Raw genomic sequence first — 12,518 nt, forward strand, 5'->3', positions numbered from 1 at the left:
GGGGGGGCGGGTGGGCTCTCCCTGGGGGGGGGGGGGGGGGCCCCCCTCGGGGTCCCACCACCCGGCTCCCCGGTTGCGCGCGGTGCGCGGCCGGACACAGCTCGACGCTGGCTGCTGGTGGCGGCGCCTGGGATCAGCGCTCTTCTTCGGCGGCCGTCGCGGTGGTGCTGGTGGTGAGACGGCCGCTCTCGTCCTGTATCTCCACGGCGATCTTCTTGAGCTCCGGCTCGAACTTCCGGCCGTGGTGGGCGCAGAAGAGCAGCTCTCCGCCGCTGGCGAGTACGACGCGCAGGTAGGCCTGGGCGCCGCAGCGGTCGCAGCGGTCCGCCGCGGTGAGCGGGCTCGCAGGTGTCAGAACAGTAGTCACGTCGCCTCTTCTCTAGCTCGACGAGCTGTCGTACCAGGGTCAACATCCAACCAGGCCGAAAACGTTCCCGCTCGTGGCTTTTCTTCTCTGAGGATTCTGCTGTGTTGATGAGGAGGTGCCCCGGGCGTCGGTGGTTCATGCGTACCGAATCCCGGGATCCGCCCGTCGCTCGAACGTCCGATCGGGACCGGGGTCGAGGTCCGCGTAGCATAATCCTCTGCCGGGTTGGAGCATAAGCCCCGTCCCGGGCCCCGGTAGCCTGCATAACGGCAGTTCCGGAGCCTGCGCCGGACCCCACGATCCGCCAGGACCGGTGGTACCGGGAGGAGATGGCGCCCCCGGGGCCCAAGCCCGGGCGCGGTCCTTGTTCGCGCAGCGCGTACAAGCTGCGCGGGGCCGGCCCGCCGTGCTGTGCACCCGTCGCAGGGGTGCGAGCACACAGAGCGACGACTGTCGGTGCGGCGTGCTGCACTGGCGGTTGGTCCGGATGCGTCCGGATGTGACCGATGAGACAGAACTTCACCGAGGAGAGTGCCGCGTGAGTGCCGAAACGACCGTGCCGTCCGCGCTGCTGGCCGGCGACGACGGTTCCAACTACACCGCGCGGCACCTGCTCGTCCTGGAAGGCCTGGAGGCCGTCCGCAAGCGCCCAGGCATGTACATCGGCTCCACGGACAGCCGCGGCCTGATGCACTGCCTCTGGGAGATCATCGACAACTCGGTGGACGAGGCGCTGGGCGGCTACTGCGACCGGATCGAGGTGCTGCTGCACCCGGACTCCTCGGTGGAGGTCCGCGACAACGGCCGCGGCATCCCGGTGGACGTCGAGCCCAAGACCGGGCTGTCCGGCGTCGAGGTCGTGATGACCAAGCTGCACGCCGGCGGCAAGTTCGGCGGCGGCTCCTACGCGGCCTCCGGCGGTCTGCACGGCGTCGGCGCCTCGGTCGTGAACGCGCTCTCCGCGCGGCTGGACGTCGAGGTCGACCGCAGCGGCCACACCCACGCGATCAGCTTCCGCCGCGGCACCCCCGGCATCTTCACCGAGGCCAGCCCGGACGCGCCCTTCGAGCCCGCCAACGGCACCACCAGGACCCGCAAGGTGCCCAAGACCCGCACCGGCACCCGGATCCGTTACTGGGCCGACCGGCAGATCTTCCTCAAGGACGCCAAGCTCTCCCTGGAGCACCTGCACAACCGCGCCCGGCAGACGGCCTTCCTCGTCCCCGGCCTGACCATCGTCGTGCGTGACGAGCGGCTCACCGAGAGCGAGCAGGTCGAGGAGTCGGTCTTCCACTACGACGGCGGCATCGCCGAGTTCTGCGAGTTCCTGGCCCCCGACAAGCCGGTCAGCGACGTGGTGCGGCTGCAGGGCGAGGGCACCTTCAAGGAGACCGTGCCGGTCCTGGACGACCTCGGCCACATGACCCCGACCGAGGTGACCCGCCACCTCGGCGTGGACATCGCGCTGCGCTGGGGCACCGGGTACGACACCACCCTGCGCTCGTTCGTCAACATCATCGCCACCCCCAAGGGCGGCACCCACGTCACCGGCTTCGAGCGCTCGCTGGCCAAGACCGTCAACGAGGCGCTGCGCGGCGCCAAGCTGCTGCGCGTCGCCGAGGACGACATCACCAAGGACGATGCCACCGAGGGCCTCACCGCCGTGGTCACCGTCCGGCTCGCCGAGCCGCAGTTCGAGGGCCAGACCAAGGAGGTGCTCGGCACCTCGGCGGCCAACCGGATCGTCGCGGCCGTCGTCGCCAAGGAGCTCAAGGCCTTCCTCACCTCGGCCAAGAAGGACCAGAAGCAGCAGGCCCGGGCCGTGCTGGAGAAGGTCGTCGCGGCCGCCCGCACCCGGGTCGCCGCCCGGCAGCACAAGGAGGCCCAGCGCCGCAAGACCGCGCTGGAGACCAGCTCGCTGCCCGCCAAGCTGGCCGACTGCCGCAGCGACGACGTCGACCGCAGCGAACTGTTCATCGTCGAGGGCGACTCCGCGCTCGGCACCGCCAAGCTCGCCCGCAACTCCGAGTTCCAGGCGCTGCTACCGATCCGCGGCAAGATCCTCAACGTGCAGAAGGCGTCGGTGAGCGACATGCTCAAGAACGCCGAGTGCGCCGCGATCATCCAGGTGATAGGGGCCGGCTCGGGCCGCACCTTCGACATCGACCAGGCCCGCTACGGCCGTGTGATCTTCATGGCCGACGCCGACGTCGACGGCTCGCACATCCGCACCCTGCTGCTGACCCTCTTCCACCGCTACATGCGGCCGATGGTCGAGCAGGGCCGGGTCTTCGCCGCCGTCCCGCCGCTGCACCGGATCGAGCTCACCAGCCCCAAGCGCGGCCAGGAGAAGTACCACTACACCTACTCCGACGCCGAGCTGCGCTCCACCCTGCTGGAGTTCCAGCGCAAGGGGCAGCGCTGGAAGGAGCCGGTGCAGCGGTACAAGGGCCTGGGCGAGATGGACGCCGACCAGCTGGCCGAGACCACCGTGGACCCGCGCCACCGCACCCTGCGCCGGATCAACCTGGGCGACCTGGAGCAGGCCGAGAAGATCTTCGACCTGCTGATGGGCAACGACGTCGCCCCGCGCAAGGAGTTCATCGTGGACTCGGCGGCCACCCTGGACCGCTCCCGCATCGACGCCTGACGCGGCCGGCCGACGGGGGCCCTCCACCCACGGGTGGAGGGCCCCCGCGCCGTCGGTTCCACCCGGGGTCCACCCCGGCTCCGATCAGCGGGGAGCGCCGGATCCGTAGCGTCGGAGAGGTCAGCAACACGCCTCTCCCGGGACGGAGAATCCGATGGGATCCCTCGCCAACCTCCTCGTGATCGCCGCGGTGGTGGTTCTGGTCGTCGGACGCCAGATGCGCGTCCAGCGACTGGACACCGAACGCCGCTTCTGGCTGCTCCCGCTGATCCTGGGCGTGCTCGCGCTGCGCGACCCCCAGATCATCGACCACCAGCACACCGCGCTGTCGGGCGCCCTGCTCGCCGCCGGGCTGGTCACCACCCTCGCGATGGGGACGGTGTGGGGCTGGACCGTCCGGGTCTGGCGGGCCGCCGACGGCAACGTCATGGTCAAGGGCACCAAGGCCACCCTGGCCGCCTGGGGCGGCATGGTCGTCGTCCGGATCGGCCTGTACGTGGCCGGCTCGGCCCTGGGCGTCCACCAGGCGGGCAGCTCGCTGATGCTCGGCATGGCGGTCCTGCTGCTGGTCCGCTCGCTCGTGGTCAACTGGAGGGCCCGGACGCTGGAGCCCGCACGGGCGACCGCCCTCCTGCACTGAACCGTCGCCGTGAGCACCGAGGAGGCCCCCTTGCCCGGGTGGTACTGGACCCGCTGGCAGTCCCGGGAGGGACTGGAGCGCGAGGCCGAGAGCCGACCGCGGCGGGTCCTCACCGTGTTCGGCCGGACCGTCCTGCTGGTCGTCGTCGGCTGGGCGACCTTCTCCGGCGGCAGGTACGCCGGCTGGGCGGCGGCGGCCGCGGCGGCCGGGCTGGTCGCGGCCGTCGCCCTCAGCGTGCTGTACCTGAGGGTCAGCCGGGAACAGCGCCCCGTCCCCTCGTACCTGCTGGCCGCGGTGCTGATCGGCGCCGGCTGGCTCGCCAACCAGGGACAGGCCTACACGCTGGCCGACTTCCTCTGGATCGGGCTGGCCGTCACGGCCCTGATCCGGCTGCCGCCCGCGCCGGCCCTGCTCACCGCGGCGGCCGCGCTGGCCTCGTACACGGCGGCCTCCCCGGCGAGTTGGCTCAGCGTGGCCGCCACCGTCGGAGGGTCGCTGCTGGTCGGCTTCCTGCTGAGGCTGGACATCGAGGCCCGCGGCACCGCCCGTCGGCTGCTGGTCCAGGAGCGCGCCGTCCGGGCCGCCGAGGCGGAGAGCGCGGCGCTCGCCGAACGGGCCCGGATCGCCCGGGAGATCCACGACGTGCTGGCCCACAGCCTCTCCGCGCAGCTGGTCCACCTGGAGGCGGCCCGGCTGATGCTGGACGCCGGGACGGACCGCGCGCAGGTCCGCGAACGGGTCGTGGCCGCACGGCGGATGGCCCAGGACGGGCTGGTCGAGACGCGGCAGGCGCTGTCCGCGCTGCGCGGGGAGTTCACCCCGGTCGGGGAGTTCCTGGTGGAGCTGACCGAGCGCGAGCGGGCTCCGCTCACCGTGACCGGTACGCCCCGGCCGCTGGCCGCCGAGGCCGGGCTGGCGGTGCGGCGCACGGCGCAGGAGGCGGTGACCAACGTCCGCAAGCACGCGCCGGGCGCCCGCTGCTCGGTCGAACTGCGCTACCTGGACGACGCGGTGGAGCTGGAGGTGCGCAACACCCGGGCGCCGCGCGGCCAGTCGACGGGCGAGCCGTCCTCCGGCGACCTGGCCGGGAGCGGCAGCGGGTACGGTCTGCTGGGGATGCGCGAACGCGCGGAACTGCTCGGCGGCACCCTGCTGGCGGGCCCGGAGGACGGAGGGTGGCGGGTGTTGCTGCGGGTGCCGGCATGAACGGCGGGGTCATCAGGGTGCTGGTGGCGGACGACCAGACGGTGGTGCGCGAGGGCATCGTGATGCTGCTGGGCCTGCTGCCCGGCATCGAGGTGGTCGGCGCGGCGGCGGACGGGGAGGAGGCCGTCACCCTGGTGGAGCGGCACCACCCGGACGTGGTGCTGATGGACCTGCGGATGCCGCGGGTGGACGGCGTCGAGGCGACCCGGCGGATCCGGGCCGCCCACCCGGGGACCGAGGTCGTGGTGCTCACCACCTACGCCGACGACGAGTCGCTGTTCCCGGCGTTGCAGGCCGGGGCGCGCGGCTACCTCACCAAGGACGCCGGCGGTGAGGAGATCGCCAAGGCCATCGCGGACGTCCGCTCGGGCGCGGCCGGACTCTCCCCGCAGGTCCAACTCCGCTTGCTGGAGCGGCTTTCGGAGGGGCCGGCGAAGAGCGGGCCGACCCTACCGGCCGCACCGGCCGCACCGGCCGCACCGGCCGCACCGGCCGCACCGGCCGCACCGGCCGCACCGGCCGCACCGGCCGCACCGGCCGCACCGGCCGCGCCGGGCGTGCCGCCGGGCGGGAGGGGCGGTCAGCTGCCGGACGGGTTGACGCTGCGCGAGGCCGAGGTGCTCGCGCTGATCGCCGAGGGGCTCTCCAACGCGGAGATCGCCCAGCGGCTGTTCGTCAGCCAGGCGACGGTCAAGACGCACATCAACAACCTGTTCGCCAAGACGGCGGTGCGGGACCGGGCGCAGGCGGTCGCGTACGCCTTCCGGCACGGAATCACCGGTACGCAGCAGTAGTCGGATGAGCGTCCGTCAGATGATCGATCACCTCATTGAGTGAACGTATCTGCGATGGTCAGGGACGGTGTCCGGGGGCCTCCATGATGGTTGGGGTCAGAACGCCCGGCCCGCGCCCAGGAGCAGCAGTGCCACAGCAGCAGACCAGCAGTCCCGGACAGGGGCAGCGATTCGACTGGTGGGCCGCTCCGGCGGCCGCCGCCACTGCGTCCGAGCCGACTGCCGCCACCCGCCGAACGGCCGTACCGGGCCAGCCCGTTGCCACCCGTCCGGCCGCCGCCCGGTCGGCCGCCGCTCCCGAGCCGGTGGCCGCGCCGCCCGCCCCGGCCGTCGCCGCGCGGCCGGTCGCGCCACCCGCCGTACCGCCGCGGGTACCGGCCGCCGCCCCGCCGCTCGCCCCGCCCGCCGTACCGCCCGTGGTGCCGCAGGCACCGGCAGCGGCGGTGAGCACCACCGACAGCACCGAGGTCTACCGGAACGTCCAGGCCAGCGCGGCCTTCCAGGACATCCGCCGCAGCTACCGCTCGTTCGTCTTCCCGACCAGCGGCGCCTTCCTCGGCTGGTACCTGATGTACGTCGCCGCCGAGGCCGCCGCGCCCGGCGTGATGCGCAGCCCGGTGGTCGGCCCGCTCAACGTGGCCTGGGTGCTGGGCCTGCTCCAGTTCGCCTCCACCTTCCTGCTCACCTGGCTCTACGCCCGCAACGCCCGGACCAAGCGCGACCGCGCCGCCCTGGGCCTGCGCTGGGACACCCAGGACCAGCTGCGGTGACCGCCGCCACCGGCGTGCTGACCACCGCCACCCCGCCCCCCGTCGCCCCGGCCGGCCAGCACCACGGCCTGGCGATCGTGCTGTTCGCCGTGATCGTCCTGGTCACCCTGGGGATCACCCTCTGGGTCGGCCGCCAGGGCAGCGCCGCCGAGGACTTCTACACCGGCGGACGCGACTTCACCCCGCTGCAGAACGGCTTCGCGCTCTCCGGCGACTACCTGTCCGCCGCCTCCTTCCTGGGCGTCGCCGGGCTGATCGCCCTGTACGGCTACGACGGCGTGCTGTACAGCATCGGCTTCCTGGTCGCCTGGCTGGTCGTGCTGATGCTGGTCGCCGAACTCGTCCGCAACGCGGGCCGGTACACCCTCGCCGACGTGCTCGCGCTGCGGCTGCGCCGCCGCAAGGTACGGGCGGCGGCCGGCGGCGCCAGCGTCGTGGTCACCCTGCTCTACCTGGTCGCCCAGATGGTCGGCGCCGGCTCGCTGGTCGCCCTGCTGCTCGGCACCAACAGCGCCCAGGCCCGGACCTGGACGATCATCGCGGTCGGCGCGCTGATGATCGTCTACGTCACCATCGGCGGGATGCGGGCCACCACCTGGATCCAGATCGTCAAGGCGTTCCTGCTGATCGCCGGTTCGGTGCTGCTCACCGTGCTGCTGGTGGCCCGCTTCCACGGCGACCTGTTCGAGCTGATGCGCCAGGCCGCCCGGCACAGCGGCGCCGGTCAGCGCTACCTCGAACCCGGGCTCAAGTACGGCGCCACCTTCACCAGCCGGCTGGACTTCTTCAGCCTCGGCCTGGCCCTGGTGCTCGGCACCGCCGGCCTGCCGCACATCCTGTCCCGCTTCTACACGGTGCCCACCGCGCGGGCCGCCCGCCGCTCCACGATGTGGGCGATCGGCCTGGTCGGCGGCTTCTACCTGATGGCCATCGCGCTCGGCCTGGGCGCCACCGCACTGGTCGGCTCCGCCGAGGTGCGGCACGCCAACGCGGCCGGGAACACCGCCGTCCCGCTGCTCGCCCTGGTGCTCGGCGGCGGCAACGGCAGCACCGGCGGGGTGGTGCTGTTCGCGCTGATCTCGGCGATCGCCTTCGCCACCATCCTCGCCGTGGTCGCCGGGCTGACCCTGGCCTCCTCCGCCGCCTTCGCCCACGACATCTGGGCCGGCGCCTGGCGGAGCCGGCCGGGCCGGCGCGGCGCGGAGCGCACCGAGGAGAAGCCGAGCGAGCAGCAGGAGGTGGTGGTGGCCCGGTTCGCGGCCGGCGGGATCGGCGCGGTGGCGATCGTGATCAGCCTCTACGCCCAGCAGCTGAACGTCGCCTTCCTGGTCGGCCTGGCCTTCGCGGTGGCCGCCTCCTCGAACCTGCCGGTGCTGCTGTACAGCCTGTTCTGGTCGCGGTTCACCGCCCGGGGCGCGGTCTGGTCGGTGTACGGCGGGCTCGTCCCGGCGATCGTGCTGGTGTTCTTCTCGCCGGTGGTCTCCGGCTCGAAGGTGGCGCTGTTCCCCGGCGTCGACTTCCACTGGTTCCCGCTGGAGAACCCCGGGATCGTCTCCATCCCGCTCGGCTTCCTGGCGGGCTGGATCGGGACGCTCACCTCTCCCGAACCGGCCGACGCGGACCGCTTCGCCGAGCTGGAGGTGCGGGCCCTCACCGGAGCGGGTGCGGCGTAGCCGCCGTGACCCGGGCCGGTCGGGCGTCCGGGGGCGGTTGTGCCCTGGCGGGTCGGGCGTCCGGGGCCGGTCACGCCCGGGCGGACAGCCCGTAGCGGTGCTCGGGGCGGCCGGTGTCGCCGTAGCGCAGGGTCAACCGCAGCCGGCTGTCCCGTTCCAGCTGCTTGAGGTAGCGCTGGGCGGTCGAGCGGCTCAGCCCGGTGGCATCGGCGACCTCCTGGGCGGACAGCGGCCGGCCCGCCCGGCGCAGCACGCCCAGCACCAGGTCGGTGGTGGGCGCCGAGTGGCCCTTGGGCAGTGTCCCGGCGGGCGCGGCGGCGCTGCGCAGGGTGGCGAACAGCCGGTCCACCTCGTCCTGGCCGGCCTCCCGGGCCGGGGCGGCCAGGGCGTGCCGCAGCTGGGCGTAGGAGACCAGCTTGTCCCGCAGCCCGGCGAAGGTGAACGGCTTGACCAGGTACTGCAGGGCGCCGTGCTGCATCGCGGCGTGCACGGTGGAGACGTCCCGGGCGGCGGTCACCATCATCACGTCGCAGGTCACCTGGCGTTCCCGCAGCCGGCGGACCAGCGCCAGGCCGGTCTCGTCCGGCAGGTGGTGGTCGAGCAGCAGGAGGTCCACCGGGCGGCGCTCCAGCGCGGCCAGCGCCTCTCCGGCCGAGTGGGCGGTGCCGGTGACCCGGAAGCCCGGCACCTTGGCCACGTAGGCGGCGTGCACGTCCGCGACCCGGAAGTCGTCGTCCACCACGAGTACGTCGATCATCACGCCTCCACGAGCTGAGTGGTGAGCAGGGCCTCGGGCAGCTCGACGGTGAACCGGGCGCCGCCGAGCGGGCCGGTGTCGAGCACGATCCGGCCGCCGGTCCGTTCGACCAGCCGCCGCACCATCGCCAGGCCCAGCCCGCGCGGACGGTGCGCGGGCGCGTCCTTGCTGGTCCACCCCTCCTCGAAGACCTGCTCGCGCAGCTCCTCCGGCACGCCCGGGCCGCTGTCCGCGACCTGCAGCAGCAGGGTGGAGCCGGCCGCCGCCAGGGTCACCTCCAGCCGCCCGCCCGGGCCCGTCCGCCCGCTGCCGCCGGGCACCAGGGCGTCCACCGCGTTGTCGATCAGGTTGCCGAGCACCGTCACCAGTGCCCGGGCGTCCACCACCGCGTCCGGCAGGTGCGCCGCCGGGGCGAGAACCAACCGCACCCCGCGCTCGTCGGCCACCGCCGTCTTGCCCGCCAGCAGCGCCGCCACGTGCGGGTCCTGCACCTGTTCGGCGATCCGCGCGGCGACCACGGCGTGCGAGCCGGACTGCTCCGAGATGAAGGCCACCGCCTGCTCGTGGCGGCCGAGTTCGAGCAGGCCGAGCAGGGTGTGCATCCGGTTGGCGTGCTCGTGGTCCTGGGCGCGCAGCGCCTCGGTGAGGCTGCGGGTGGTGTCCAGCTCGCGGACCAGCGACTCCAGCTCGGTGCGGTCGCGCAGCGTCACCACGGCGCCCTCGGCGGTGGCCGTCCGGTTCACCACCAGCACCCGGTCGTCCCGGACGGCCGGCAGGTCGGTGCCGGTGATCCGCCCGGTCAGCACGTCGGCCAGCCGGCCCGGCGGCAGCACCGCGGCGATCGGGCGGCCGGTGCACTCCCCGGGCAGGTCGAGCAGCCGCAGGGCCTCGTCGTTGGCCAGCCGGATCCGGCCCCGTTCGTCCAGCGCGACCAGGCCCTCGCGGATGCCGTGCAGCATGGCCTCGCGCTCGACCAGCAGGGCCGAGATGTCGGCCAGCGCGATGTTGTGGGTGCGGCGCTTGAGCCGGCGGGCCAGCACCAGGGTGGCGACGGTGCCGGCGGTCAGGCCGGCGGCGGCGCACAGCAGGATGCCGGTGAGCATCTTCAGCAGCCGGCGGCGGATCGAGTCGTCGCTGATGCCGACCGACACCTCGCCGACGATCCGGCCGTCCGTCGTCCGCAGCGGCACCTTGCCGCGGGCGGTGCGGCCCAGGGTGCCCTGCTGGATCGCGGTGACGCTGCGGCCGGCCAGTGCCGGCTCGGGGTCGGTGCTGACCCGCTGGCCGATCCGGCCCGGGTCGGTGTGCGAGAGGCGGATGCCGTCCAGGTCGGTGACCACGACGAAGCTGGCGCCGGTGGCGAGCCGGATCTGCTCGGCGTTGCGCTGCGCGGTGACGACGTCGCGGGCGTCGGCGGCCCGGGCGAGGGTCTCGTCGGTGGCGGTGGCCTGGGCGATGGACAGCGCCCGCTGCATGGCGTCGTGGTCCAGTTCGCTGCTGACCGGGGCCAGGAACAGCCCGGCGGTCAGGGCGGTGACGCCGACGGTGACGACGGTCTGGCTCAGCAGGAGCTGGGCGAAGACCCGGCGGGGCCAGTGGGGGAGCTTCATCCGGGCCTCCTCTCGGCGGCTGGGTGTGGCGGGGACCCACCAGGTGGGGGCCTGCTGGGCGGGGGCCTGCTGGGCGGGGTCCTGCGGGGCGGGGTCCCGAGGGGCGTGGTTCTGAGGGGCGTGGTTCTGAGGGGCGTTGTTCTCAGGGGTGGGGTCCTGAGGGACGGGGCCGCCAGGGGTGGGGTCGGGACACCCTATGTTTCCGACGTGTTTCTGTCAGCCCGCGTCCCCGCAGTTGTAGCGGAAGCAAAAGGAGCAGAACACCCCTCAATGCGGAGAAGTCGCACTACGCGCAGATGGCTCCCGTCGGGGCCGGGCCCGCTCCTACCTTTCCGGGGCAAGCACTGATCCGGGAGGAATGAATGACCGATACCCCGGCGATCGAGCTGACCGGCGCGACGAAACGCTTCCGCACCCCCTCCGGTGCGCTGCACACCGCCGTCCGCGATCTCGATCTGACCGTCGCCCAGGGCGAGTTCGTCGCCGTCGTCGGCCCCACCGGCTGCGGCAAGTCCACCACGCTGACCCTGGTCAGCGGCCTGGAGGAGCCCACCGAGGGCGAGGTCCGGGTGTACGGCGAGCCCGTGCGCGGGATCGACCCCAAGGTCGGGTTCGTCTTCCAGCAGGACGCCGTCTTCCCCTGGCGCACCGTGCTGTCCAACGTGATGGCCGGGCCGCGCTTCCGCGGCGTGCCCGCCGCCGAGGCGAAGGAGCGGGCCCGGGACTGGCTGGGCCGGGTGGGCCTGGCCGCCTTCGAGGACCGCTACCCGCACCAGCTGTCCGGCGGAATGCGCAAGCGCGTCGCACTCGCCCAGACCTTCGTCAACGACCCGACCATCCTGCTGATGGACGAGCCGTTCTCGGCGCTGGACGTGCAGACCCGCGCCCTGATGTCCGACCAGCTGCTGGAGCTGTGGGCCGGCACCGGCTCGTCGGTCGTCTTCGTCACCCACGACCTGGACGAAGCCATCGCGCTCGCCGACCGGGTCGTCGTGATGACGGCCGGACCGGCCACCGTCAAGGAGGTCTTCACCGTCGACCTGCCACGACCGCGCACCGTGGAGGCCGTCCGGCTGGAACCGAGGTTCGTCGAGCTGTACCGCGAGATCTGGGCCTCGCTCGGCGAAGAGGTGCGCATCACCCGGGAGAGAGGAGCGGGTCGTGCCGCTTGAGACCGCGTCCGAGACCGCGTCGACCGCCGCCGGGAAGCCCCCGGCCGCCACGACCAGAACCGAGGCCCGCGAACGGGCCGCCCGCAACCGGAAGTTGACCGTCTACGCGGCCCGGCTCGGGGTGCTGGTCGCCTTCCTCGGCCTGTGGGAGGTGTGCGCCCGCACCGAGGTCATCGACCCGTTCAACTTCTCCCAGCCGTCCAGGATCTGGGACCAGATCTGGCAGTGGACCACCCACGGCACCGCCCAGGGCTCGCTCGGCGAGCAGATCGGCTACACCCTGTACGAGGCCCTCACCGGCTGGGTGATCGGCGTGGTCGGCGGTGTGCTGCTGGGCATCGCGCTCGGCCGGGTCCGCTTCCTGGCCGACGTGTTCGGGCCGTACATCAAGGTCCTCAACGCCATCCCGCGGATCGTGCTCGCCCCGATCTTCCTGATCTGGTTCGGCCTCGGCCCGGCCTCCAAGGTCGCCTCCGCGGTGGTCCTGGTGTTCTTCCCGGTGTTCTTCAACGCCTTCCAGGGCGCCCGCGAGGTCGACCGCAACCTGGTCGCCAACGCCCGCATCCTGGGCGCCGACAACCGCAAGGTCACCCTCCAGGTGGTCATCCCCGCCGCCACCACCTGGATTTTCACCAGCCTCCACGTCAGCTTCGGCTTCGCGCTGATCGGCGCGATCGTCGGCGAGTACATCGGCGCCACCAAGGGCCTCGGCCTGCTGGTCGCCGCCGCCCAGGGCACCTTCAACGCGGCCGGGGTGTACGCCGCCATGACCATCCTCGCCGTCGTCGCGCTGCTCACCGAGGGGCTGCTGACCTTCGCCGAGAAGAGACTCTTCCGCTGGAAGCCCGCCGACGCGGGCGACGGCCGCTGAACTCCCCC

General features: G+C 73.0%; 11 protein-coding genes. 8 read left to right on the plus strand and 3 right to left on the minus strand.

Annotated features, from left to right (window positions below; all coding sequences use genetic code 11):
- Positions 1 to 133 precede the first annotated feature (133 nt).
- Positions 134 to 367 (minus strand): hypothetical protein, encoded by a 234-nt coding sequence (locus ACFXOZ_RS14960; protein WP_375889296.1) that lies wholly within the window; start codon positions 365 to 367, stop codon positions 134 to 136.
- 538 nt (positions 368 to 905) lie between these two features.
- On the opposite strand from ACFXOZ_RS14960, the gene ACFXOZ_RS14965 reads away from it, so the two are divergent.
- From ACFXOZ_RS14965 to ACFXOZ_RS14990, 6 genes are all read left to right on the plus strand, one after another.
- Positions 906 to 3,017: a type IIA DNA topoisomerase subunit B gene (locus ACFXOZ_RS14965; protein ID WP_380529964.1), complete on the plus strand. Its 2,112-nt coding sequence runs from the start codon at positions 906 to 908 to the stop codon at positions 3,015 to 3,017.
- A gap of 154 nt (positions 3,018 to 3,171) precedes the next feature.
- Positions 3,172 to 3,657, plus strand: a complete 486-nt coding sequence (locus ACFXOZ_RS14970; protein WP_380527104.1) for a DUF1453 domain-containing protein — start codon at positions 3,172 to 3,174, stop codon at positions 3,655 to 3,657.
- Positions 3,658 to 3,687: 30 nt separating this feature from the next.
- Positions 3,688 to 4,863, plus strand: coding sequence for a sensor histidine kinase (locus ACFXOZ_RS14975; protein WP_375889287.1), 1,176 nt, complete (start codon positions 3,688 to 3,690; stop codon positions 4,861 to 4,863).
- Positions 4,860 to 5,657, plus strand: a complete 798-nt coding sequence (locus ACFXOZ_RS14980; protein WP_380590520.1) for a response regulator — start codon at positions 4,860 to 4,862, stop codon at positions 5,655 to 5,657. The genes ACFXOZ_RS14975 and ACFXOZ_RS14980 overlap by 4 nt, the downstream gene beginning before the upstream one ends.
- A 128-nt stretch (positions 5,658 to 5,785) precedes the next feature.
- Complete coding sequence (locus ACFXOZ_RS14985; protein ID WP_380590523.1) at positions 5,786 to 6,427, plus strand: DUF485 domain-containing protein; 642 nt, start codon at positions 5,786 to 5,788, stop codon at positions 6,425 to 6,427.
- Complete coding sequence (locus ACFXOZ_RS14990) at positions 6,424 to 8,100, plus strand: cation acetate symporter (protein WP_375889279.1); 1,677 nt, start codon at positions 6,424 to 6,426, stop codon at positions 8,098 to 8,100. Before ACFXOZ_RS14985 ends, ACFXOZ_RS14990 begins: the two co-directional genes overlap by 4 nt.
- A 70-nt stretch (positions 8,101 to 8,170) precedes the next feature.
- Here ACFXOZ_RS14990 and ACFXOZ_RS14995 read toward each other — a convergent pair whose 3' ends face one another.
- Both ACFXOZ_RS14995 and ACFXOZ_RS15000 read right to left on the minus strand, forming a co-directional pair.
- Entirely contained in the window at positions 8,171 to 8,857 is a 687-nt protein-coding gene (locus ACFXOZ_RS14995) for a response regulator (protein ID WP_380527112.1), read from the minus strand.
- The gene (locus tag ACFXOZ_RS15000; RefSeq protein ID WP_375889276.1) at positions 8,857 to 10,467 is read right to left on the minus strand and encodes an ATP-binding protein; all 1,611 of its coding nucleotides are present in this window, start codon (positions 10,465 to 10,467) and stop codon (positions 8,857 to 8,859) included. The genes ACFXOZ_RS14995 and ACFXOZ_RS15000 overlap by 1 nt, the downstream gene beginning before the upstream one ends.
- Positions 10,468 to 10,829: 362 nt before the next feature.
- On the opposite strand from ACFXOZ_RS15000, the gene ACFXOZ_RS15005 reads away from it, so the two are divergent.
- Both ACFXOZ_RS15005 and ACFXOZ_RS15010 read left to right on the plus strand, forming a co-directional pair.
- Entirely contained in the window at positions 10,830 to 11,639 is an 810-nt protein-coding gene (locus ACFXOZ_RS15005; protein WP_375889273.1) for an ABC transporter ATP-binding protein, read from the plus strand.
- Positions 11,629 to 12,510, plus strand: a complete 882-nt coding sequence (locus tag ACFXOZ_RS15010) for an ABC transporter permease (protein ID WP_375889270.1) — start codon at positions 11,629 to 11,631, stop codon at positions 12,508 to 12,510. The genes ACFXOZ_RS15005 and ACFXOZ_RS15010 overlap by 11 nt, the downstream gene beginning before the upstream one ends.
- Positions 12,511 to 12,518: the final 8 nt, after the last annotated feature.

Origin of the sequence: Kitasatospora sp. NPDC059160 (assembly GCF_042755465.1) — a bacterium.
GTDB lineage: Bacteria > Actinomycetota > Actinomycetes > Streptomycetales > Streptomycetaceae > Kitasatospora.

Excerpts from the sequence above, each read along its gene's own strand:
- ACFXOZ_RS15000 (WP_375889276.1), bottom strand. The coding sequence starts at position 10,467 with ATGAAGCTCCCCCACTGGCCCCGCCGGGTCTTCGCCCAGCTCCTGCTG.
- ACFXOZ_RS14980 (WP_380590520.1), top strand. The coding sequence starts at position 4,860 with ATGAACGGCGGGGTCATCAGGGTGCTGGTGGCGGACGACCAGACGGTG.
- ACFXOZ_RS14995 (WP_380527112.1), bottom strand. The coding sequence starts at position 8,857 with ATGATCGACGTACTCGTGGTGGACGACGACTTCCGGGTCGCGGACGTG.
- ACFXOZ_RS15005 (WP_375889273.1), top strand. The coding sequence starts at position 10,830 with ATGACCGATACCCCGGCGATCGAGCTGACCGGCGCGACGAAACGCTTC.
- ACFXOZ_RS14970 (WP_380527104.1), top strand. The coding sequence starts at position 3,172 with ATGGGATCCCTCGCCAACCTCCTCGTGATCGCCGCGGTGGTGGTTCTG.